The sequence below is a fragment of the Sphingomonas yabuuchiae genome (assembly GCF_014199595.1).
Lineage (GTDB): Bacteria > Pseudomonadota > Alphaproteobacteria > Sphingomonadales > Sphingomonadaceae > Sphingomonas > Sphingomonas yabuuchiae.
Genome location: NZ_JACHNX010000028.1, coordinates 1 through 22,968, shown reverse-complemented (window position 1 = coordinate 22,968; position 22,968 = coordinate 1). Strand labels below are relative to the sequence as shown.

17 protein-coding genes and 1 pseudogene are annotated in these 22,968 nt (G+C 58.6%); 2 read left to right on the top strand and 16 right to left on the bottom strand.

The window, feature by feature from the left end:
• Positions 1-135 precede the first annotated feature (135 nt).
• On the top strand, positions 136-1,698 hold the full coding sequence (locus tag GGQ89_RS18115) for a hypothetical protein (protein ID WP_184106702.1): 1,563 nt from the start codon (positions 136-138) through the stop codon (positions 1,696-1,698).
• A gap of 282 nt (positions 1,699-1,980) precedes the next feature.
• Here GGQ89_RS18115 and GGQ89_RS18110 read toward each other — a convergent pair whose 3' ends face one another.
• The 15 genes from GGQ89_RS18110 to GGQ89_RS18040 all read right to left on the bottom strand — a co-directional run bounded on the left by GGQ89_RS18110 (position 1,981) and on the right by GGQ89_RS18040 (position 20,511).
• Positions 1,981-2,337, bottom strand: a complete 357-nt coding sequence (locus GGQ89_RS18110; protein WP_184106701.1) for a hypothetical protein — start codon at positions 2,335-2,337, stop codon at positions 1,981-1,983.
• A 19-nt stretch (positions 2,338-2,356) separates the two neighbouring features.
• Positions 2,357-3,538 (bottom strand): hypothetical protein, encoded by a 1,182-nt coding sequence (locus GGQ89_RS18105; RefSeq protein ID WP_184106700.1) that lies wholly within the window; start codon positions 3,536-3,538, stop codon positions 2,357-2,359.
• Between the two features lie 53 nt (positions 3,539-3,591).
• The gene (locus GGQ89_RS18100) at positions 3,592-5,811 is read right to left on the bottom strand and encodes a GumC family protein (protein WP_184106699.1); all 2,220 of its coding nucleotides are present in this window, start codon (positions 5,809-5,811) and stop codon (positions 3,592-3,594) included.
• A 14-nt stretch (positions 5,812-5,825) separates the two neighbouring features.
• Positions 5,826-6,536 carry a polysaccharide biosynthesis/export family protein gene (locus tag GGQ89_RS18095; protein WP_184106698.1) on the bottom strand — a complete coding sequence of 237 codons (711 nt, stop codon included), beginning with the start codon at positions 6,534-6,536 and terminating at the stop codon, positions 5,826-5,828.
• Positions 6,537-6,592: 56 nt separating this feature from the next.
• Entirely contained in the window at positions 6,593-7,900 is a 1,308-nt protein-coding gene (locus tag GGQ89_RS18090) for an O-antigen ligase family protein (protein WP_184106697.1), read from the bottom strand.
• A 124-nt stretch (positions 7,901-8,024) separates the two neighbouring features.
• Complete coding sequence (locus GGQ89_RS18085) at positions 8,025-9,956, bottom strand: polysaccharide biosynthesis protein (RefSeq protein WP_184106696.1); 1,932 nt, start codon at positions 9,954-9,956, stop codon at positions 8,025-8,027.
• A 148-nt stretch (positions 9,957-10,104) separates the two neighbouring features.
• Positions 10,105-11,106, bottom strand: a complete 1,002-nt coding sequence (locus GGQ89_RS18080) for a hypothetical protein (protein WP_184106695.1) — start codon at positions 11,104-11,106, stop codon at positions 10,105-10,107.
• A 77-nt stretch (positions 11,107-11,183) separates the two neighbouring features.
• Positions 11,184-12,425 (bottom strand): glycosyltransferase family 4 protein, encoded by a 1,242-nt coding sequence (locus GGQ89_RS18075; RefSeq protein ID WP_184106694.1) that lies wholly within the window; start codon positions 12,423-12,425, stop codon positions 11,184-11,186.
• A gap of 41 nt (positions 12,426-12,466) precedes the next feature.
• A complete protein-coding gene (locus GGQ89_RS18070; RefSeq protein ID WP_184106693.1) occupies positions 12,467-13,687 on the bottom strand; it encodes a hybrid nucleoside-diphosphate sugar epimerase/sugar transferase in 1,221 nt (406 codons plus the stop codon).
• A complete protein-coding gene (gene wecB, locus GGQ89_RS18065) occupies positions 13,684-14,856 on the bottom strand; it encodes a non-hydrolyzing UDP-N-acetylglucosamine 2-epimerase (protein WP_184106692.1) in 1,173 nt (390 codons plus the stop codon). Before wecB ends, GGQ89_RS18070 begins: the two co-directional genes overlap by 4 nt.
• Complete coding sequence (locus GGQ89_RS18060; RefSeq protein WP_184106691.1) at positions 14,853-15,881, bottom strand: polysaccharide biosynthesis protein; 1,029 nt, start codon at positions 15,879-15,881, stop codon at positions 14,853-14,855. The genes wecB and GGQ89_RS18060 overlap by 4 nt, the downstream gene beginning before the upstream one ends.
• Before the next feature lie 18 nt (positions 15,882-15,899).
• Positions 15,900-16,760 (bottom strand): dTDP-4-dehydrorhamnose reductase family protein, encoded by an 861-nt coding sequence (locus GGQ89_RS18055; protein WP_206362675.1) that lies wholly within the window; start codon positions 16,758-16,760, stop codon positions 15,900-15,902.
• Between the two features lie 63 nt (positions 16,761-16,823).
• Complete coding sequence (locus GGQ89_RS18050) at positions 16,824-17,972, bottom strand: glycosyltransferase (RefSeq protein ID WP_184106690.1); 1,149 nt, start codon at positions 17,970-17,972, stop codon at positions 16,824-16,826.
• Positions 17,969-19,168 carry a glycosyltransferase family 2 protein gene (locus tag GGQ89_RS18045; RefSeq protein ID WP_184106689.1) on the bottom strand — a complete coding sequence of 400 codons (1,200 nt, stop codon included), beginning with the start codon at positions 19,166-19,168 and terminating at the stop codon, positions 17,969-17,971. Before GGQ89_RS18045 ends, GGQ89_RS18050 begins: the two co-directional genes overlap by 4 nt.
• Complete coding sequence (locus GGQ89_RS18040) at positions 19,165-20,511, bottom strand: flippase (RefSeq protein ID WP_184106688.1); 1,347 nt, start codon at positions 20,509-20,511, stop codon at positions 19,165-19,167. Before GGQ89_RS18040 ends, GGQ89_RS18045 begins: the two co-directional genes overlap by 4 nt.
• 197 nt (positions 20,512-20,708) lie before the next feature.
• Between GGQ89_RS18040 and GGQ89_RS18035 the strand changes: the two genes are divergently transcribed.
• Positions 20,709-22,529 (top strand): pectate lyase family protein, encoded by a 1,821-nt coding sequence (locus GGQ89_RS18035; protein ID WP_184106687.1) that lies wholly within the window; start codon positions 20,709-20,711, stop codon positions 22,527-22,529.
• 34 nt (positions 22,530-22,563) lie between these two features.
• Here the strand turns inward: GGQ89_RS18035 and GGQ89_RS18030 are convergent.
• Positions 22,564-22,858: pseudogene (locus GGQ89_RS18030) on the bottom strand (transposase); the annotation flags it as partial.
• Positions 22,859-22,968: the final 110 nt, after the last annotated feature.

The following is a 22,968-nucleotide window of genomic DNA, read 5'->3' as shown; positions in this document are numbered from 1 at the left end:
GAACATGATGCTCATGCTCAAGAGTGTGGGTTGCACGATCATGCCTTTATCGTATGGGGTATGCCCTGAAACGAGCTTTTAGCTGGCCACGACAGGTATCGGTGGCAGGCAATCGCACGACAGGGGTATGCCGCCTTGAAGATCTCATTATTTTCCAGAACGATGGTCATCCGGGCAGGTATCGCGATATTGCTGATACTCTCGGCATTCAATTACAACATCGTCAGCCCAGTTACGGACGGTTTCCACGAAGGGGAATATCTCGGTACGTTGTGGACGATGCGGATGTATTTCGCTGGCTCGGTTCCTTTCCCGCTACTGGTCCATGGCCCCATGGATTTCATTCCAGCGCTTTGGGCAGGAACGATTGCCGGGGACGGTTCGATCATCGCCCTGACCCGAACAATCAATACGCTTTTTGCGGGATTGACCTGGGTGTTGTTCTTCGATGCGATCCTAGTTTCCTTGCGTCAGAACGAGCATCGATATGCGGCGGGTGCCGTCTGCTTCCTTCTTTTCCTAGGGATGACGGCGATCATCCCTGCGGACGTTGTCGAGCGCCAGCAGGCATTTCTGGCGATCCGCGACATATTCCTTGTCGCGTCATTATGGTGCCTGGTTCGCGGATTTTCGGCTGGATCGGCAATAGGGAGATACGGCTTCGTCATCGCCAGTGGCGCGGCAGCGGCGGCATCGCTTTTTTGGGCCTATGACCGCTTTCTAGCGGCAATTGCCTTTGGCGGTGGGGTCGTATTGGTTTTGCTGGTCAAACGGGCTTGGAAGCCAATACTAGCACTTCTGTCTGGTGGCCTGGCTACCCTTCTAATCCTGCCACTGATCGCACCGGTCGGAACGCTTGCCGATAACGCGTCGAACCTTCTCTATTGGGTCAGGCATTCGGGCGAAGTCTGGCGCATGAGCTATCTCGCCCGTGTCCCGGCGATCCCGACCGCCGCAGCGATGATGGTGCTTCTACTCGTCTTCGCAAAGGCCTGGTATGACGAAAAACGTCAGGAGCGGGACGATCTGACGCTGGCCTTTGCCGCTGGCCTGCTCGCGCTGCAGGCATTCTTCCTGCTGAAATATTTGAACCTTCCCCGGTCGCCGAACAACTATTATTTCGTATGGCCGTTCATTCTGATCGTTAGCACCTTGACGATCCGGTGGCGAGCTTCACGGCCGATCGACAATGGTCTTAGAAGTGGATGCAGCGCACTGGCTGAGATCGGGCCGTTAAAGCAAAAAGGGCTGATCCTGGCGACGTCGTGCTTGCTGGTGATCGTATGTAGCAACATGATTTGGGCCTCCATTTCGAACCTGCGCGCCTTGTTGCGCTTGCCCACCGATGCCGAACTGCTGCCTGCGGCCGTCGTCAATGCGAGCCGCGACCCGGCGCTGGCGCGAAATGGCTGCGTGCTGCTGTGGTCGAACGAAGGTATATTCGCGACCGCCTTGCGACGTCCGTTCTGCACGGATTATATGTATCCGGTATATGCGTCACATGCCGATGAAGACAAATTGGTAAGGCAGATTGCTGCCCGCCCCCCCGCCTTGGTGATCATGGATTCAAAGTTCTGGTCGATGCACATCTACGATCGGTCGATGCACGAACGCCTGCCTGCGGCGGAACGTGTTCTGACCGGTCGATATGTCTTGCTGCCTCGTGGGGGCTACAAGATCGGCGTGGCAGACCGTTAACTATCCCCGCAATGTTTCGTGTTTGGACACGGGGTCGGCCGATCGAAGCCGGCCCCTTCCCCCGGCCCGAGACAGGCGATCGGGCAGCGAACGTATCGTCAGTCCGAACACCGATGACTATGATCTCTGGTGCCTCCTCGATCCAGTCGAACGTCAAGCGCGGTCGCCGCGCGCGACCAGCCTATCCTTTAGCTGCAAGAGTAGCCGCTTATATGCGCGGAAAGCGCGCCCGACGATATGAAGAGGCCGGTTGTTGACGACCGCCGTGGCAAAGAGCGCTTCTCAGCGCTGAATTTTCCGCGATCGATCTTCTGCCGCTCGGAAAGCCGATGCCGTGTCAGTCTGGGTGTCGTCGCCGCTATTAACGCGAGACTGGATGCGGGACTGGATCCGACTATTGATCCGGCTCTGCAAACGTCCCATCGGCTTGATATTCGGCGCGGCATTGCCTGCGGCCTGGCGGTGCCCGGGCTGAATAGCCGGCACATCGGAGGGTTCGTTGCGCGAAGGCGTGGTTGCAGGAGCCTGTTGCTGCTGATCGTCGATCCCAAGCGTTTCCAGCCCGCGATCGCTACGAACCTGGGCACCAACGGGTATGACAATTATGATGCCGACGATCAGCAAGGGCGCCTTGTACATCGGATGAATCCTCGGCCTGCTATTTTGCCTGGAATAGACGAACACGATCGATCTGGCCGGTACTTCCTGCGATCGCGTCCGACGGACGAGCCGCGAGCACCAATGTCTGGACCGGACATCCTGCCGGAACGCTGAACCGACCGGAAAAAGCGCCGCCCATCTCCGTCGACTTCGGCATTTCCACACGACCGAGTTCCCGACCGTCCTGACACAGGAGCGCCCAATACGGTGCCGATTGCGACGGTTCGTCGATTCCGGTGCTATGCCCTTCAATGCGGTAGGTGCCGGGTCGAAGCATCTGCATCTGCTTCAGTAAGATTCCCCCGACGCTGGGTGACGCCGCAAATTCGAAAATGCCCTTGTCACCGTCACGCTGAATGGAGCTGCTGATCCCTGCGTCGTTTACCGGCATCCAGTCGAACACTGATGGCGCTTGCAGATTGGCCTTGAAAAGCGGATCGCGCGACTGTGACGGGTCTACACCTTTCTTGACGGAGGCATAGAAGCGCCAAGCCGTGTCGAAGGCGCCGCTCGTCACCAGCCCGTCCAATGCCCCCGCGACCGCGTTGGACGGCAAGGCGACGCCCGCCCGGCTCAACCCGAGCAGAAAATCGGCAAGTGATTGCGGGTCGTTACGATTGTTCGAGACATAGGTCAGGAACGCTGGCCCCCAAATGGGCTGCGTCGCAAGGACTTTGATCAGCCCACGCCGAATGTCCGGTTCGGCCAATGCCTGTGCCATCACCGGGAACAGGAGGTCCGGGGCGGTTTTGGAGGTTCGCAAAGCGATGTCATAGTGACGCAAGGCCGCCGGAATGTCGCCGCGCGAAACGGAGTCTTCGATCGCCCAGATCTGGGTTTGGAGGTCGCGCCGCGAAAGACGCTGGGAATAGGCGAACAGTTTGCGCGCCGCCACAAGGTCGCCGCGAAGCTGCGCCTGCAACCCCAAGGTCACGACCGCCGGTATCGCGGTCGCATCCTGGCGCAGCGCGCGCAAAGCCAACTGCCGCGTAGCGTCCTGTTTTCCAGGATCCGGCTGGTCGGCGAAATGCTTTGCGGCTGTCAGCGCACTGACCCGTCCGTTGAACGGTGCCATGTCATGCGCGGTCGCGGGACTTCGCAGCACGATTATCTCGGCAAGATTGCTGCTGATACTGACGTAACCGATCCCCATGGCCAGCAGGGCGAGCGCGCTGCGCATGCCCCACTCGCCCGCTGACCGTTGTCCTGAACCGTGACGCCTTGCCATTGCGATCAGGCGGACTTCGCCGCGTCGCCGTCGCTGCGACCATAGCCATAGCCATATTCGTAGCCATAGCCGTAATGGGCCTTGCGTGCCTCAAACTTCGTCAGCACCCCTCCGATCACACGCGCATTTGCACTGCGCAAGCGACCAAGTGCGGTCTTGACCATGCTCGAGCGGATGCCGTGCGATTCAACCGCATAGATGACGCCTTCGACCCGTGCCGCGATCAGCGGTGCGTCCGCCAAGCCCATCACTGGGGGTGAATCGATCACGACGTGGTCATAGGTTTCCAACAGCCGCTGGATCAGCAGGGCCAGCCTGTCACCGGTCAGGAGTTCGGCTGCGTTCGGCGGAATTGGGCCGGCAGACATAGCCGTAAAGCCCAGCTCCTGCATGTCGAACGTCAAGGTACCGATCTGATCTTCGCCCGTCAGGAAATTGCTGAGGCCGCGATTGTGATCCACGTCACCCAGATGATGAACCGACGGCGAACGCATATCGCCATCAACCAGGATCACGCGGCGGTTCGCACGGGCAAGGGTCGTTGCAAGCGCCAGCGCCGTTGTAGACTTGCCTTCGGCAGGGCGCGTCGACGTAACAGCGAATGAGCGGGGTACACCATGCTCGGTCGTGAAGGCCAGGTTGGTCTGAACCGCAAGATAGGCATCGACCAGATCCGATTTGCGATTCAACAGCGCCTGCTTGGGCGTCTCTCCTTCGACCTTCGGTACCGATCCAAGTAGAGGCAGACCAAGCCGCCGCTCGACTTCGATCGGATCGGCGATCGCTTCGTCGATCTGCTCAAGAGCAAATGCCAAGCCAGCTCCCAAGCCCAAACCTGCCAACAGCGAAATGATCACGTTTAGCAGCAGACGTGGGCTGGACGGGCTTTGTGGAACGTCCGCTGGGTCGACGATCGAGATATTGTTGACGCCTACACCGCCAGCGACGCCAATTTCCTTAAAACGCTGAAGCAGGCCGTCGTAGAGAACTCTATTGGTATCCACTTCCTGCTGGTAGATATTGTACTGGATGCTGCGGCGACGAAGATCGAGATAGCTCGCCTTGAGCTGATTGACCTTGGCCTGCAAGGCCTTCTCGCGATCCACCGCTTCACGATAATCTGTCTGAATCGATCCCGATACACGGCTCTCTTCACGAGCGATGGAACGATCGAGCTGTTTGATCTGCGACTGAATAGCCTGTGCGGCCGGATAACCCGGCTCGAACTGCACCATCAGCCGCTGATAATCGGCCGCAAGCTCTGCACGACGTTGGCGAAGGGTATTAATTGCCTGATTACGGAGCGCTTCGGGCGAAGCTCCGGCCCGGCCCGCCTGCTGATACCGCGCCTCCGCCTGGATGCGCTCGGCCGTCGCTTGGCTCAGCGAACCGTTCAACGCAGCCAGATCATCGGCGACGATCGAACGTTCGGACGTAGGGCCATTGCTGGTCGAAGACTGGGGCAGATTGATAATCTGCTGAGCCGACGCATAGGCCACAAGCTGACGCTGCGACGCATCCAGCCGTTCCTTGAACTGAGTCAACTGACGCTGAAGCAAATTACGGCCATAGGACGTGGCCTGGACCTTACGCTCCAGATTGGTCTGGATGAAGTTTTCAGCCCAGGCATTGGCGATCTGAGCCGAAAATGACGGATCGGGGCTAGTGAACCGTATTTCGACCAACCGTGAAAATCGGGTGGGTACGATGGCGAGATTCTTGCGCAGAATGTTACCAGCGGTGCGTAGCCGCTCGGCGCGGCCAGCCGCAGCATAGCGTCCATTTACGAGTTGGAATGCGCCCTCGTCGCTGGTGACGCCAAAGCGCTCGAAAAAGCCGGGATTGTCGACAAGTCGCAATTGGGTCGCAACACGCTCCGACAACGCACGGGATTCCAGCAAGCCATATTGGGTCTGATAGAACTCTTGATCGGCCGTTCCCGTCTCCCGCTCGACACCCTGAAAATTGGTAACCTGGTCGGCCTCGCGGGAAATCTCGATGGACGTTGTCGCAGTATACTGCGGCGTCATGAGCAAGGTCACAATGAGACCCAGCAGAACGCAGCCAGCCGTCACGCCGATAATGACATAACGCCACCGCCGGGCAACCCGCAGATACTGCCGAATGAACGACATCGTATCGGCTGGCTGTGCGCTGCCAGAATCCCTTACGTTGGTTTCGGCAAATGCCGCGGCGCCATGCGGCTGGGAGACGATCATATTCATGTCGACAATGCGCCTTACTGCAGGATCGCGATGAGCGGCGCCGCAAGAAGCGGAGCCAAAGAAACGAAGTCGCGGAAGAGACGACGTTGAGGAGAATCGCCCACGACCACTACGTCGTTGGCATAGATCGCCGGATCGTCATAAGCACCACGCCGAATAGCATCGATATTATATAGCCCCGCCATTTTGCGACCATTGACCGTACGGAGAATGACGACATCGTCTTGCTTGGCAAACTCCGACATCCCCTTCGCCGAAGCGATCGCCCGTAAGAGCGTCATTTGGTTGGTCACCGGATACAAACCAGGCTCGACCACCTGGCCGTCAATCGTCACGACCTGGCTAACAGAGCTTCGGATATTGACGGTCACGTCCGGATTGCGGACGTAACGACCTCTCAATGCGCTCTCGACGGCCTCAGCCAGTTCACCGGCAGTCCTGCCCCGCGCCTCAATCGTTCCGATCAGCGGCATCGAAATACGCCCGCTGGCATCGACCTGCATTTCCCGGGAAAGCTCAGGCACGTTGAAGACATCGACCTGGATCGTATCCAGCGGACCAATCAGCGACGGCCGGTCTGCGGCAGTCAGGTCGTTCCGCTCCGGTGCCGGAAGTGCGGTTTCGTTGTCGACAACGGTCAGCCGTGACGTCGATTGCAGCTGCTCTCTCCCGGCACATGCAGACAGGCTCGCCGCCAGCAGGAAGGCAATAAATATTTTACGCATGCACTTGGCGATGTCCAGACCGAGGAAGGATGGCGACAGCCTATAGATGCTGGCTCTTACGGGGTAAAGGAGGGCCGTGCGCTGTCCTTTCGTGCCGCCCCCAACCAGACACTGGCGACCACGGCTAGGGCCATCATCATGGGCGTACGCAGCGGATAATCGAACAATGAGCCGGCGATCAGCAGAAGCATCGCCGCCGAGCCCAGCTTGGGCAGCATGTCGTGCTTGTTCCGCCACGCGACCACGCTGGTCCAGAAACACCAGCCCAGCCCAGCGAGGAGCAGGACGAGGCCAGGCAACCCGGCATCCAGAACGATTTCTAGAAAGTCGTTGTGGGCGTGGTTAAAATAGGTCGGCTTCAAGAGAGCAAACGGTTCGTGCATCCGGAACATGGGATCAAAGCCCCCCAGACCCGAACCGAACGGGAAATAGTCGCGGATCATCGCCAGTACAACGGGCGCGCCGCGCCTGCGCATATCCTGGCCCTGATCCAGTGCGAAGACGCGATCGATCGATATGGCCCGATCGGCCATCACGCTTAACCCCACCACCAGTAAGGAGGTGGCCGCTACGCCCGCCAAGAGGGCGGGGAATACCCAGCGGGGATAGCGCTCGAGCGCCTTGCGAACAGCCTGCCGCGATATCAGAATACCAAGCACGACGGCGGCCAAGCCCAGACCAAGACCGGCACGCGATCCGCTTGCCATGATTGTCAGAAACAGCAGTAGCATCAGCGCCAGTCCAACTGGGCCCCGCCAGCCTGGTCGATGCCCGGACATGAAAATCCAGGTCGGCGTCAGCAGGCATCCCAGCGCCATGAAAAGCGCAAAATGGTTCCGGTTTGCGAAGTTTCCACTGACCAACCCCACGGTATCGTTGATGAACGGGTTGTTCAGGGGTGTCCCGGCAAACTGTATCAGACCCAATAGTGCGGATATCGCAACCGTTGCAAGCAAGACACCCGGCAGCCACGTCCGCTCCTTGTCGCGCAAGCTCGTCAACAGCACGAGCGTGACCAGCGGCACTATTAGCGAGGATGCCGCATTGATCGTGGCGGCGGGAACGATTGACAAGGGACGCCATGGCTGTGGCTGTCCACTGGCCGTGCTGGCCTCCAGCAACAGCGCGCGTCCGGACATTGCCGACCATATCGCAGGCGGCAACGGAATAAGTTGCAGCAGGGCGATCAGCAATGCCGCCAGCAGGACAATCCACGTCGCGCGTGCCCCACCGAAGGACGGGCGGCCACCGAAAAGGATCGTCACGATCAGCAAAATCCATGCGACGCTGCGTACGACGACTTGCCCGAGGGCATCGGGCGTGGATGCCCCCCCCGCCAGCCATAGGGCGCTCAGGAGCACCATGAAAAGGATGAACGGGAGGCTCGGCAAGAACCTGCGATCTAAACGATGAGGGCGCATAGGTGAAAGCGTCTATGTCATTGTTGCACGAAACGGAACTGCCTGACCGGCGGTCAGATCAACCGGATCATGCCTCGCGCATCGACTGCTCGCCCTGAAACTCCGGTACAAGCTTTGATAATAATATGAGGGCCTGAACGCGATCGCCATCCGCCAGCACGGCATCCAATCGCTCCAGTTCGAGGGACAATTCCGGCCATTCGAGAAAATCCTCGTTCGCGCGCATGATGCGGGGATGAATGGTCTCGCGCGGAGAATTGCCGATTAGCAGTTCTTCGTACAGCTTTTCGCCCTTGCGCAAGCCGATCTCGCGGATTTCGATGTCCCCGTCGGGGTTGGTTTCATCACGTACCAGCAAACCGGAGAGGTTGATCATCGTCTTAGCCAGATCGTAAATCCGAATGGGATCGCCCATATCAAGGACATAGACCTCGCCGCCCTCGGCCATGGCGCCAGCCTGAATAACTAGCTGTGCGGCCTCGGGTATGGTCATGAAATACCGTGTGACGTCGCGATGGGTCAACGTCACCGGACCACCATCGCGGATCTGGCGCTGGAAGCGCGGCACGACCGAACCGCTCGACCCCAGCACGTTGCCGAACCGAACCATCGCGAACTTGGTGTTGCCATGATGCGCGCGCAGAGCTTGGAGGATTAGCTCACAGGTTCGCTTAGTCGCGCCCATGACGTTCGTCGGACGCACCGCCTTGTCAGTGCTAATCAGAATAAAATGCTGAACACCGGAACGCTCAGCCTCCAGCGCACAGTGAAGCGTGCCGAAAATGTTGTTTCTCATCCCCGCGATCACGTTTTCCTCGACCAGAGGAACGTGCTTGTAGGCTGCCGCATGGAATACGGTATCGGGCTTCCAACGGTCGAACATTCGGCGAACCGTACCAGCATCGGCAACATTGCCCAGTTCGGCATGTACGACGATCTGACTGTCGATCCGGCCGGTTCTCTGCGCCTCTCGAAGCTCGCCTTCGATCGAGTAAAGCGCGTGCTCCGTCATCTCGACAAGAATGATGGTGGTCGGATTCAGCGTACCAATCTGCCGACACAATTCACTGCCGATCGATCCACCTGCCCCCGTCACCATCACGATCCGGCCGGTGATGGTCCGGTGCAAGAGCAGATCGTTGGGTGGAACCGCATCCCGGCCCAGCAGATCGTCGATCTCGATCTCCCGCAGGTCGGCAACCGACACGGTTCCGTCGATCATGTCGCTCATGGCTGGCAGCGTCAGGACATGGACGTTGGCATTCTCCAACTTGCTAACGATGGCTTTGCGATGTTGGCGTGAGAGGCGCGGAATAGCCAGCAGGACGGTGTCGACCTCCAATCTCGCGATCAGGGATCCCACCTCGTCGCTCGCATGAATCGCTACACCGTCGAGACGCTGACCCGACAGGCGGGGATCATCGTCGATATATCCCTGCAGGGCCATCCCCGGTTCATGGCGCAGTGATAGCGCGAGTTGACGGCCAGCGGATCCCGCGCCGTAAATCAACACACGGCTCAGCTGCCCTTCAAACCGACGTCGATTGAGCAGGTCGAACAGCGCATATCCCGCGACCACCCGACTGAGAACAAGCAATGTCGCGAATATCAGCGCATGAATGACACCGATCGTCCGTGGAATGCCTTGGATCGGATTGAACGTAAAGATCAGCGAAAGGGCGACCGCCATTATCATACATGAGGTAGCAATATTTGCGATCGTTCGCGCACCCATGAAGCGCACGATGGACTGGTAGATCCCACGTATCAGGAACAGTGGCAGCCAAAGAATCAGGCTGATTGCGATCGTCACAATAACCGCAGGGGTCCATAGATGCCATTCACCGAGCCGCAACATGAATGCGATCCAAACGGCGAAAACGCACAGGATCCCATCCATCAATAGGATAAGGCCGAACTTGGTGGTCCGCGTTAAGCCGACCACGCGCTGCAATGCTTGGATCAACCGCACTTCCGCCCGGTTCCGGATTTCCGTCATAGCTTCTCTGGTTCCAGGTCGAATTGCCTACCGATTTATCCGAGTAGAGCCCGTGATTTGGATAACCGGCGCTATAGCTACAGCGCCGTTTTTTTTCAACTGGATGGCGCCCAGGGTGCGCACCTGGAAATGCGCTGGATTGACCGGCCTAAAACCCCTGCCCGGTCTCCATGATATTGAGAATAAAGCCGATACTCTTGAACGACATGTAAGCCATCACGGCCAAAACGAGGGGATGACTCGTCTTGCGCCGCGTCAGCGCAATGGCACAAAAGAACGCCAGCGTCGCAACATTGATTCTATTGCCGTACAATGTCGTAAGAACGCCCATCGGAAGCATGCCAACGAAGAATTTTAATTTGTTATCAAAAACAACTAGTCCACAAATCAAAATAAGGACCCATTGAATTATTTCAAATATACCTTGTGATTCCTGACCATATACTTCTGCCTTGCTAGAAATGACATCACCAGAACTAGTAAAAATCAGATAGCCCGCCACACCAAAAACTACTGGTGTTACAACAACGAACATTATCGCTCTAAACCTATTGGATAATATAACGCGCCTGTTTTCTGCGAAGTAATACAAGGCAGATGATGCAAACTGCACGACCGCTTGAGTATGGGCGAATACCGACAGGATAGACATGAATCCCCGCCACTTCACGCCAGCCCTGCAGAATGCAAGAACCAGAGCAATATAAGCAAATTTGAGGCGCTCCGCTGGCCCCAGAAGAACGAGAAGATAATAGTTAGTCATCATCAGCAAAGCGAACAATAGGCTCGCCCTATATTTTAAACATATGTAGCATATTGCTGATAACAATAGGCCATTCCAACATGAAAGATAGACGAGCCTATCAAATCGTAAATATGTTCCTGTGCCAATGATGTATCTATATAAAGGTTCTGCCGAACTCAGATACTCCATCTGCAACCGTTTCCATTGCGACGGATGGGCCCACATCATCGCTTGCCAAAAATTGGCATAGTGCTCTTGGTCGCCAGCACGATACGCATCAAGTAGCCATGTCGAAAATAGATAGCCGAACGCGAATACGGCTAGGCACAACAATGTGGTGATCGGTGTTCCCACATCAGACGAGACGGCAACGCCCCGCCGGCCGTGTATCTGATCCGGCATCATAATCATTCATCCTCCACAGGGCCGCCTCATTGCCGCTGCCCTGCACTGTCCATTCGGACAATAGCACACTGACCCGCTTATATCCCGCTCGAAGCCTTGGCCAAAACTGCTTCGAGATGTGAGACCAGCTTACCGGTCACCGCATTCAGGGAATAGCGCTGTTCATAGACCTGACGGGAACGCCGGCCCATTGCACGCAAGTCCTCTTCATCTAGGGAAGCAACCTTGTCCATCGCCGCGGCCAGCGGCATCGGTGCCGATGGTGGCACGACAACGCCTGCCGACGCCTCGCTGACGATGACCGCCCCTTCCCCTTTCAAGCTTGCAAGGATCGGCTTTCCACAGGCCATGTAAGCCTGCACCTTGCTAGGCACAGTCAACGCAAAAATTGGTTCGTCCCGCAGGCTGACGAGCATGGCGTCAGCGCAGGCGAAGAAAGCCGGCATATCAGCTTCGGGATGCCGCCCCAGAAACAGGAATCGATGAGCAAGGCCTTGGTCCGAAATCCTGGCCTTGACCCGCTCCTCATCGCGACCGCTGCCGACCACGACGATCAGCACGCGGCTGGCATCCGGTAACAGGGCTGCTGCCGCGATGATCGTATCGAAATCTTGGCTTTCCCCGATATTGCCCGCGAACATGATCGTTCGTCTGTCCTGCGGGACAAGCGACCGGATGCGTTCCGGAACCGCCGTGACGTCGATTGGCCGAAAGGAGTCCGGAGCACAGTTGGGCAGCGTCACGATCCGATCTGCCGGAACACCGAAACCGGCAATGTTGGCATGAAAACCGTCACTTTGAACCATGACGAGGTCCGCCTGCCGGTAGATCCAGCCGCAGATTGCGTTCAGCACCCGGACCATCACGCGGTTTCGGATACCCAGCGTGATGATGGCGCTGTCCGGCCATATGTCCTGCACCCAGTACACCGTAGGGATCCGCCACATTCTTTTGGCAAAGATGCCGGCCAACGCCTGGAACAGGGGTGACGGCATGGACACGAAGCTGATCGATCCGGCCCGGGGCTTCAGACGGAAAAGCCGCCAGGCCGCGGCAATAGGATATGTCAGGTAATTGGCGATCAGCTGGACGGCCGATCGACCACGTGCGACGGTAAAGACCCGGTGGACGCGGACGCCTTCCCAAACCCCGTCATGTCGATTGCGATTGGAGTACCCCGCAAAGAAGCGCCCCACAGGATAATTGGGCACGCAACAGACGACGTCGACCTCATGCCCTGACGCGACCAGAGACTTTGCAATGTGGTTGTTGAGGAACTGTTCGGGATAAAAATACTGAGACAGATACAGGATGTCCAAGACGATCTCCTCGGCCGAGTGTGCAGTGGCAGAGATGCCCGTCAGCGTGATGAAGGCGTGACCCTGTCACCCGAGCCCCCGCCCAGGGCCGTTCTGATTAGAATGCCGACATCACCCAGCAGAGTCCGAAACGCACGATATCGATCGTCCCATGCTGCAAGACGGGCAGGATCGCTCATGTCGATGTCTCCGATCTGTGCCAGACCGGTGATGCCCGGCTTCAGTTGCAGCACATGACGGGCACGCCTGAAATCGACCAGCTCGGTTTGAAGCGGCAGGCACGGCCGCGGTCCTACCAGACTCATCTCGTTCATCAGCACGTTGATGATCTGCGGCAATTCGTCGAGCTTGGTGCGGCGCAGAAATTGCCCCGCCTTGGTGACGGCCGCAGCAGACACATTGTGCGTCGCGGCATGCGCCGTGCCCACGGCCATCGTGCGGAACTTGTAACAGGTGAAAACCACACCCCCGCGTCCGACCCGGCGCTGAGCAAAGATCACCGGCCCCTTGCTGTCCAGCCGGATATAGACGGCGACCAGCACCATGATCCATCCCAATAGAGCAATCACCGCTACTACGGCCATGAGGTCGATCATACGCTTAACCGCTGCGAACAGCCCGACATTGCCCACGGGATCCGCGGCATATTGCTCGGTCCTCCATGGGTCGTCGGAGACATCGCGCCTAGCGGCGAGCTCTAGCAATACCCCGCGCAGATGATCGATCGAGATCATGGGTTTGATCTGCCGCAAGAAACCTAAAACTGCCGGGTGCAGTGCTCCGGGTAACCGGCCAAGAAAAGCCAGGCGCCCCTGAAAATCATTGCCGTAAACGGCGGGGATGTAGAGATTGGTCGCACCGTCCGGCCAAAACTGGGCCAGAGCGCGAGCCCCTTCCTGCTTGCTCAGACCATAGAAGTCACCGGCCTTCGGAGCCAGCGCATGGGTGGAGCATAGATTGATAAAGGAGGCCGCCCCTCCCCTTCGTGCAACCGCCGCGACATCCAGCAGACCGTCGACATTGCTGGCCCGGAACTCTTCGATCGTGCCGGGCCGATCGTTGTTACGCACCGCCAGATGGATGAAGACGGCCCCGGTCAGGTCATGTGCCGGCAAGGCCTCGTAGTCGCAAACCGGTATTCCCGGAAAACGAGACTGCGCCGCTGCCGCATCGCGCGAAACCAGCAAAAGATCGTGCCCGGCGCCCAGTTGGCGCACGAGCTGCGACCCGATGAATCCCGTGGCTCCCGTCAGGACGATCATGACGGACGGGTCGTGCTTTCGCGCCACGTTACGCTTTTCACATAATCGACATAGCTGAGGATGATGCGCAAAACCTTTTGCGACACGTTCGGCGCGTCGTAATCGGCCGGCAGGCGCAACGTCCGGTTCTCATCGCGCGCCTGGGTGGCCAGGACACCAAGCGCCTGCCGCACGCGTGCGGCATTCAGCCCGACCATCATGACCGATGCCTCTTCCATGCCTTCATGACGTTCGTGCGTTTCGCGCAGATTCAGAGCGGGGAAATTCAGGATGGACGCTTCCTCGGTGATCGTCCCGCTGTCCGACAGTACCGCAAACGCAGATCGTTGCAGGGCGATATAGTCGGTAAAGCCAAACGGCTTTGCCACCCGAACAAGCGGATGGAAGCGAACCTCCCACTCGTCGATCCGCTTCTGGGTTCGCGGATGCGTCGACAGGATGATGGGGAAGCCGTAATTTTCTGCCAGATCGTTAAGGATGGCGACGATCTTGAACAGGTTATTGCGGCTGTCGACATTTTCCTCACGATGAGTGCTGACCACGAAATATTGGTTCCGTGTGAGTTCCAGCGTATCAAGAATGCCACTCGACGCGATGCCGTCTCGATAATGATGAAGAACTTCCATCATCGGACTGCCGGTCTTTATGACCATGTCCGTCGGCAAGCCCTCGCGCAGAAGATTTTCCCGGGCGATCGCACTGTACGTCAAGTTGATGTCGGAGATGTGATCGACAATCTTGCGATTGATCTCTTCGGGTACGCGCTGATCGAAACAGCGATTCCCCGCTTCCATGTGAAAGACCGGTATCTTCAGCCGCTTGGCGGCGATCGCTGCCAAACAGCTATTGGTGTCGCCAAGGATCAGCACCGCATCGGGCATCTCCTCCCGCAGCAACTTGTCCGCACCGGCGATGACATTGCCGATTGTCTCCGCACTGGAAGCGCCTGCCGCCTCCAGGAAGCGGTCGGGTCGTCTGATCGCCAGATCGGTGAAGAAGATCTCGTTCAATTCGTAATCATAATTCTGGCCCGTATGGGCCAAGACATGATCGCAATGGACGTCCAGCAACGGAATGATGCGCGACAGCCGGATGATCTCGGGCCGCGTGCCGACGAACGTGACGACCTTCAATTTCGCGCCCGGCACCAGCTGCGCTTCCCCGCTCATGCGTCGAGGACCGCAGGCTGACCGGCGATGATCGCCCGAATGAAGGGCAGCTTTAGCAGCAGCTGTTCCATGCCCGCGACATCCAGCCGCTGAGTGTTATGCGAGTGATATTCAGCCGCTTCGGTGATTTCGACGTCACCCTGCTCGAAATAGACGGCATAGTTCAGGTCACGCAGATCGGGGGGAACGCGGTAATAGTCACCCAAATCCTCGGCCGCGGCCATTTCCTCGCGGCTAAGCAGGGCCTCGTACAGCTTCTCGCCGTGACGGGTACCGATCGTGTGCACCGGCACCTGCTGTGCCGACAGCAGGTTGCGAAGAGCCTCCGTCAGCGTCGCGATAGTCGCAGCCGGCGCCTTTTGCACGAACACGTCGCCCGGCTTGCCGTTGGAGAACGCATACAAGACGAGATCGACCGCATCGTCGAGGGTCATCATGAAGCGGGTCATGTTCGGGTCCGTCACGGTCAAGGGCCGCCCGGCCTGGATCTGATCGACGAACAGGGGAATGACCGATCCGCGCGACGCCATCACGTTCCCGTACCGCGTGACGCAAATGACCGTCTTGCGCGAATTGCGCGCCTTGGCGACGGCAACCTTTTCCATCATGGCCTTGGAGATACCCATGGCATTGATGGGATAGACCGCCTTGTCGGTGCTGAGACAGATCACTCGCTCGACGCCCGCCGCGATCGCGGCTTCAAGGACATTCTCGGTTCCCAGGACATTGGTCTTGACGGCTTCCATTGGATGGAACTCGCACGACGGCACCTGCTTCAACGCGCCGGCGTGAAAGACATAGTCGACGCCGTGCATCGCATCGGCGATAGACTGACGATCCCGGACATCGCCGATGTAGAATTTCAGCTTGTCGTGCGCATACGCCTTGCGCATGTCATCCTGCTTCTTCTCGTCGCGGCTGAATACACGGATCTCGCCGATGTCGGAGTCCAGGAAACGGCGCAGCACGGCGTTACCGAAAGAGCCGGTGCCACCGGTAATCAGGAGGGTCTTTTCCTTGAACATTTTTCTTCCTTCGCCGCGTTAGCGGAAATCATGCATCCGACGGATCAACGTAGGCCAATCATCGGGTGTGAAGCCGGTCGCCTCACGGAAACGTGTTGAATCGAGCGAGCGGTCGATGACGAGGGTGGGATCCTCGTCGATACGAATGTCTTTCCCATAAATTTCGGCGACCAGCTTCAACAGTGCGAACTTGTCGATGGGGGCCGCGGACAAATGGTAGAGGCCATGAAGATCGGGTCGCGGCAGCACGTATTCATCAATGATACGGGCGATTTCGACGGTCGGAAATCCCGAGAATACTGCACGCGAGAATCCCCGCGTCGCCCCCTGCTGGGCGAGGAACCAGCAGATCAGACTGTGCGCACCGGACAATTCGTGCCCGATGATCGACGTCCGCAAGGTCAGGGCATGGGGATAATCGACCTCACCGAGCAGCTTCGTCCGACCATACACATCGCGTGCATCAGGCAGATCGCCCTCGGTATACATCCCTTTGTCGCCCGCAAAAACGCAGTCCGTGCTCAGGTGGATAAGACGGGCGCCGCTCAGCGAACACAGCTGCGCCAGTCGATGCGGCAAGACCGCATTGATCGGAATGGCGGCAAGCGGATTTTTGGAATCCTCCAGCTGCTTGACCAGTCCGACGCAGTTGACGACCACCGTCGGACGATGACAATCGAACACCCGCACCAGTGCGTCAACATCTTCGACATCGCCGCCCGCCGCGATCCGCCCACGCAGTTCGACCGGCAAGCGTTGCGCAGAACCGGCCGCCCTTACGATACCCACGACGTCATGCGCCGTTTTAGTGGCGAAATAGCGGAACACCGCGTTGCCGAGCATTCCACTAGCGCCAAGCACCAGGATTTTTTGCATCATCGAGGATCTGTTCTACTTCGAGGGACCGGCGCCCCCCTGCCCTATTGCCGAACGAAATACCAGTCAGGCTTTATCGGAAGCGGCCAGATTGCATAAGGTCATCACAAACGCCTGGGCCGACAACAGCGGTTCGCGCGTGTTCGCCCCCCCCATGAAACGTTCCACGGCAAGCATGATAGAACGTGCGGACTCGGGGTCGAAGGTCTCGACTGGGACACAGACGTCACGTACATAGTCCCGTTCGGGCGCTAGGATGGGTAAGTCCGCTGCCTGCGCCTCTATCAGTGGCAAACCAAAGGACTCCATGGTGCTCGGAAAGATCATGGCGGACGACCGACCATAGGCCGCCAACACCTGGCCATGCGAAATCTGGCCAAGATCGGTGATCCTCAGCCCCTTTGCCACAAGCTCTGCGAGGTACCCGCACAGCGCGACGTCACGGTCGGGATGGAGCGTGACGGCCAACGACGGATACAGGCCGCGATCGGCAAGCATATTCCACGCGGAAAACAGACATCGATGGTTCTTGTGAAAGGAGCCATCCGAAACATAGATGAAATCCCACGATGCGTCCGGCCGCATCCTGCTCTTCACCGCTTCTACGGCAGGCGGATCGACGCGGACCGACGAAGGCATGTTCGAACCGACGAATGGCAGGATGTCGACGGGGGGAGCACCCGGCCCGTACCAGCCACGGACTGCATCAGCCATGGTTCGCGTTTGCACCATATACCTGTCGATGCGATGTCGAAATCGACGGGCAATCAGCTTTTCCAGCATGATCCGGACACGCAAACGCCAGGGAAGCCGGTTCGTCGCGATGAGATCAATGACATACGCGTTCTGGATATAACAGAATAGTTGTGCCGGACTGGCCAGAACGGGCGGCAAGTTGTGAAAACACAGAACGGTGCAACCCGACCTGGTCAGATCCCGGAGCAGTTTTTCCATCCGCCAGCGACCGCGCAGGCTGGGTTCGGCCCAGTGAACCTCTATCGATTGGTCTCGATCCTCCAACGACGCCCGACCACGCTGGTCGAGAATGGCCGTCACCTGTGAAACCGGCCACGCCGATGCTAGCAATCCGCGCAGCAGCACTAAACCGCCGCCTGCTCCGACATTGGGCGCATAGATCACAATGTGCTTCGGGTAGTCTAGACTGCCCTCCTGACCTCGCCTTTCAGCGGGTCCCCCTTCGCTCTGTGCCATCATCGGTCGATCGACTGTATCACCGTTTCGAAACGAAAGCCTTTTTCCGTCGCGTATTGCTCATAGGCATGAGCAGCGGCAAGCACGGTTTCCAACTTGGCGAAGTAACGTCGGCCATTCGCAGCCGTCGGTTTCAGCGCACGGCGCAGAAGATACCGATATCGGGCCCGACGTTCCCCTTGTATCGCTCGCTTGATGTCTTGCTCCATGGCCTGACCACGGATCGAACTCGCCTCTCGTTCGGCCTGGTTGATCGCGGCATCGAACTCGCCATGCCGGATACGACAGAGAGCCAGCAGCCGCGCATAGTTGAAGCCCGTGGCGCGCTCCGGATCGAGCCTGTGCAACGTCTCCAGCCCGGCGTGCGCCCACACCGTTTCCACGGCAAAGAAGCGTGGCACACCGGCCGTCCAGCCGCGATCCTCGAACCCGCTGGTCTGTGTCTCGGACGAGAGTTCGCCCTTGTGGGTATTCATCGCACTACGGCCAGAATTGCTTCCCCCCGACACACCGGGAATGGTCAGTGGCAGATCGACCTCGCAATAGCGGTCGACCAGACAAGCCATGGCCACGGCGCCGGACATATCGGGGCTGGAACCATGAAAATAGGCGCCGGTTCGGTCGCGAACCTGTTCAAGCAGGTCACGACGGACGATACCATGGTAGCAACGCGGCATCCCGTCAGTCGCCTGGAAAGCGCGGGCCAATGCCGCCCCCAGATCCGATTGCCCATCTCGCCAGCGCGCCGTTCCCGCTCGACGAGGTACGTAGAGCCGGCTGGCATGACCGCCCCTGGCCAGCTGCGACCGGAAGTCCGGCCAGGCATAGGTTGCCTTGACCGTCTGCGAGACGATCGGAACCTGGCACGCGACCGCCCATCTGGCCGCATCGATGGCAGCGCTGGTGATGCAATCATCGTCACCGATGACGCACACATATTCACCGCTGGCCAAGGCCAGGGCGTCATTGTGGTTCTTGGTCAGGTTCGATGGCTCGTCTATCTTCCGATAGACAAAGCGTGGATCCCGCAAAAAAGCGCACTCTTCGGCGTGGAGCATGTCATACAAGCGACGATCCGTACTGGTGTCGGTCATCACCAATTGAAGATCGGGTGCATCGAAACCGAGCACGGCCGCGATGCACGATATCGCGTAGTCGGCTCGATTGTGGGTGGGAACTACGACGGAAAGCAATGTCATGGTGTCACTCGATATTCGGCATCTGCTGCATCGGATGGCAACCGATCCGACGCGATATCGCCATTCATGCTCTCCGCCGCACGCAAATTGCGCAGGCATAGCCAGTACAGGGCAAGCATATCGGCTCCGATCCGGGCCAGCCATGCCAGGGCGGCTCCAACCGGACCATAATGCAGAACCAGAATATAGAGTAGCCCGATGTAGAGCGGCAATTCGACCAGATGCAGCTTGGCGGTCAAATCCGCTCGCGCACGTCCTTGAAGCATGGTGAACGGAATCTGTGCCAGACCACTGCACAGGGCAGCGACCGACATGATCTGCAGTGGCACCGTGGCATTGTCTGCAAAGACCGGCGAAATCCACAAAGCTAGCAGGGGCTGTGCGAACAGTGCCAACAGCACGGTGAATGGAAGCAGCAGCGCCAGGATCACCAGCGAATAGCGACGCAGATTGGCTCGCATGACGCTGGCTCCGGCACTATTCGATTGCGACGTGAACAGTGGGAACAACACCGCCGCCACTGCCGTCGGAATGATCCCGATCCGCAAGACCATTTCCTGTGGCGTCGCATAATAGGCGACGGCCTGTGCGGATGCGACAAAGCCCAGTAGAAACCGATCGGTGTAGTTCATCAGTGGGCCGACGATGTTGCTGATCGACATCCAGCCCCCCATGCTCAGCATCGGCTGGATCATAGATCTTTCAAAACGCCCCGTACCGACCTTTGCCGGCAGCGAACGCAACGCGTAAAAGGCCTGCAGCACGCAAGCGACGATACGCCCGACGCACAACACTGCCGAGATCGCCTCAAGGCCCCCATGCCCGGCCCATACGACCGCCAGTGGCCCCGCGTAGGTAAACACCCCCATCGGAAAGCGGATTGCGTTGACCAGCCCGAACCGGCCCGTGGCCTCCAACATGCCACGATACCCGGATGTAAGGACGATGGCCGGCATGGCGGCCGCCATCCAGTAAAAGGCGCGGGTCACGGCCGCAGGATCGGCCGTTTTGGTGAACTCATGCGCCAGCAGCGGGGCGGACACGGCCATGGCGATTGCACCAACGATACCAAGCGATGCCATCAGCACGCTGGACGTGCCCACCACGATCTTCAGTCGATCGCTATCGTCTTCTGCAATGGCAATGGCGATTTGCTGGGTGACCACCCGTCCCAGGCCCAAGTCGAACAGCCCAAAATAGCTTACCACGGCCCAGATGATGGTGAGGATGCCGAACTGCTCCGCCCCCAAGCTGTGAATCAGGGCAGGTATGGCGATCACTGCCACGACCAACGGCAACCCCAGGCCGAGCAGATTGTACACGGAGTTACGAAGAACCATCATTATCCTCAAGTCTTCACGACATCGACCAATGATGCCAACGGAATCCCTCGAGCCTCCTCGGCCCCGCTGCATTTCGTTCTCAGAGCGCCAACGAAGCAGCGTGGCATAGGTGCTAAAGATCGCAGCGTAAAGCAGCCGCGGCACGCGCTGGCAGTGCCGCATTGCCAGGGCATGACGAGCATGCGACATGACGCGACATGACCGATGGCATTACCAGACGGACGACCCTTGCCGCACTTGCGGGTGGAGTGGCACCGCTCCGGCAGGATGTGGGCAAAGACCTCGGCGATTCAGCCATGATCGGACAATCGGTCGCCGCACCGTTCATCCGGTCCCGCAGCGTCCTGGAGAAGCTGCGCGAGATCGGGTCGAGTGTGCGTGACACGGGTGCGGTAGGCGACGGTCGTGCCGACGATACGCATGCCGTCCAGGACATCGCCGACTATTACGCACGCGTAGGCGGCGAATGGTTTTTCCCAGCCGGGATATTCAGGACGACCGCGCCCATCGTTCTGAACTGCACCAAACCCCAGCGAATTCGCGGCCGCGGCAAACGGGGCGTCTATCCCGGTCGCTATGACCCGGCCCAGCCCAGCGAACTGGCGATCCTGATGCCTACCCATGCCGCTCGTGGGGCCGTTCGCTTTGTCGGGTCGCGTACCGGCGACGGCTCGGTCGAACTGCATGATCTCGCGCTGGCAACGCTCGAAACCGGATCGGTCCCGATTGCAGCCTTTGCGTGGGATGCGAGCGATCGCTTTCTCCGCAACTTTACCTTCAGTGGTTGCTCGATCCACGGTTTCACATCCGCCTTCGACCTCTTTAGATCAGGTGGCGGCAATAGCGAAATGGGGCTGTTCAAGGCGCAAAATTGCACGATCAATCGAAACCGCTGGATTGCGCGCACGCTGGACCAGACCCAATGGAACGGGTTCCTGTTTCAGGGCAATGAAGCAGGCCAGAATGGCTATGCCGCAGGTGACGGCGGGATCGCCATTACCGCCCACAATGTGTCGATTTCCAATAATTGCTTGGAAGGACAACGCGATCCCGTGAAATTAATGGGATCGATGCGTGGTATATCGGTCGCCGACAATTACTTCGAGGATAATGTTGGCAATGCGGCCGTACATCTGGAAAATATTAGGGGCCCGTTCGACATCGGTGCCAACAGTTTTCAGACCTTCGATCAGGCGAAACTCAATCATCTCGTTCTTCTGAGCAATTGCGGTCACGGTCGGGTGCTTGGCCCCTATCGGGCCGATGGCGTCCACAAGATGGCGCTGCCCGTTACCGCCATCCGCAATGCAGGTCGCAACGGACAAAGCGCAAACGTCAACAGCGACACGAACGGATTACTGCGGATGGACGGCTTCGACAACGGAAATGGCTATTTGCGCGAACCCCAGTGCTCGGCCCTCGCACGCGAACGCGTAGTAGCCGCAGGCCGGGCCATAGCGCCATGGAATGGCCAGCCCATGCCGGTTGCTCATCATGATACCAAAAATGATGCGGCGATCGCGTTCGATGTTGCCATTCGTGGCGGCGCAGGGGATTGGGCCGTGGTATCCTGGCTGTTTAGTCGTGAAACCGCGGCAGCCATGCCGAGCGACCCTTACGCCAGCATCTCGATAAACGGCACAGGAATGCCAAGTTCCCGCGACTATATCGCTTATGGTTTCGACGAGTATTGGCGGGCAGGCGAGTGGTGCCTGCTTACCGCGGCGGTCAGGCTCAAAGTTGAGATGAAGCGTCTGCTTATCCGCCTGTACCCTTATGGTGTTACAGCGCCGGGTGGCCACCAGACCCATTATCTCAACCCAGTCGTTTATGTCACAGATTCGGCCGAGGCGATCCTGCCGTATATCGACGACTACATCGCCAGATCCGTTCTGAAACCACCGGCCGTCGACGGATTTCTTGCCGGGGACGTTCTGGTGAACGCTGCTGTCGTGGCGGGGGGACAGTCGCATTACGTCAAATTACCTGGCGCCATCGATCGCTGGGCCTATGCATAAGCCCTTCTGCTAGATGCCTGGGTCTGAATCTCTATTAGAGCCAGAACGTGATTGCGATTGCGACGCCTGAGAGGAAGTTGTCAGCAAGCTTGTCGTAGCGGATGGTGCGTTTGCGGTTTCGCCGTCCGGGAATGACGCGACCGGCTCTGGCGTCACGTAGCGAACGGTGCAGCCGGTCGACATCATAGCCTTTGTCAGCAAGCAGGTAGCGCATTCGGCCGGCACCTTCGAGAAGTGCGGGTGCTGCCTTCACGTCGCTGACATTGCCGGCCGTCAGCATGAGCATAGGGACGACCGATGACATCGGTGAGCGCATGGATCTTGGTCGTCCATCGCCACGCGAGCGTAAGCGTCCGGTGAAGGCGTCGCGTCAGGCGGGACGGTAGTTCCACGGCAGCAGTTCATTGATCTGGCGGGCTGGATGGTCGGCGATGCGGCT

Excerpts from the sequence above, each read along its gene's own strand:
- GGQ89_RS18110 (WP_184106701.1), bottom strand. The coding sequence starts at position 2,337 with ATGTACAAGGCGCCCTTGCTGATCGTCGGCATCATAATTGTCATACCC.
- GGQ89_RS18105 (WP_184106700.1), bottom strand. The coding sequence starts at position 3,538 with ATGCGCAGCGCGCTCGCCCTGCTGGCCATGGGGATCGGTTACGTCAGT.
- GGQ89_RS18100 (WP_184106699.1), bottom strand. The coding sequence starts at position 5,811 with ATGAATATGATCGTCTCCCAGCCGCATGGCGCCGCGGCATTTGCCGAA.
- GGQ89_RS18095 (WP_184106698.1), bottom strand. The coding sequence starts at position 6,536 with ATGCGTAAAATATTTATTGCCTTCCTGCTGGCGGCGAGCCTGTCTGCA.
- GGQ89_RS18090 (WP_184106697.1), bottom strand. The coding sequence starts at position 7,900 with ATGGTGCTCCTGAGCGCCCTATGGCTGGCGGGGGGGGCATCCACGCCC.
- GGQ89_RS18085 (WP_184106696.1), bottom strand. The coding sequence starts at position 9,956 with ATGACGGAAATCCGGAACCGGGCGGAAGTGCGGTTGATCCAAGCATTG.
- GGQ89_RS18080 (WP_184106695.1), bottom strand. The coding sequence starts at position 11,106 with ATGATGCCGGATCAGATACACGGCCGGCGGGGCGTTGCCGTCTCGTCT.
- GGQ89_RS18070 (WP_184106693.1), bottom strand. The coding sequence starts at position 13,687 with ATGATCGTCCTGACGGGAGCCACGGGATTCATCGGGTCGCAGCTCGTG.
- wecB (WP_184106692.1), bottom strand. The coding sequence starts at position 14,856 with ATGAGCGGGGAAGCGCAGCTGGTGCCGGGCGCGAAATTGAAGGTCGTC.
- GGQ89_RS18060 (WP_184106691.1), bottom strand. The coding sequence starts at position 15,881 with ATGTTCAAGGAAAAGACCCTCCTGATTACCGGTGGCACCGGCTCTTTC.
- GGQ89_RS18055 (WP_206362675.1), bottom strand. The coding sequence starts at position 16,760 with ATGATGCAAAAAATCCTGGTGCTTGGCGCTAGTGGAATGCTCGGCAAC.
- GGQ89_RS18050 (WP_184106690.1), bottom strand. The coding sequence starts at position 17,972 with ATGATGGCACAGAGCGAAGGGGGACCCGCTGAAAGGCGAGGTCAGGAG.
- GGQ89_RS18045 (WP_184106689.1), bottom strand. The coding sequence starts at position 19,168 with ATGACATTGCTTTCCGTCGTAGTTCCCACCCACAATCGAGCCGACTAC.
- GGQ89_RS18040 (WP_184106688.1), bottom strand. The coding sequence starts at position 20,511 with ATGATGGTTCTTCGTAACTCCGTGTACAATCTGCTCGGCCTGGGGTTG.
- GGQ89_RS18035 (WP_184106687.1), top strand. The coding sequence starts at position 20,709 with ATGACCGATGGCATTACCAGACGGACGACCCTTGCCGCACTTGCGGGT.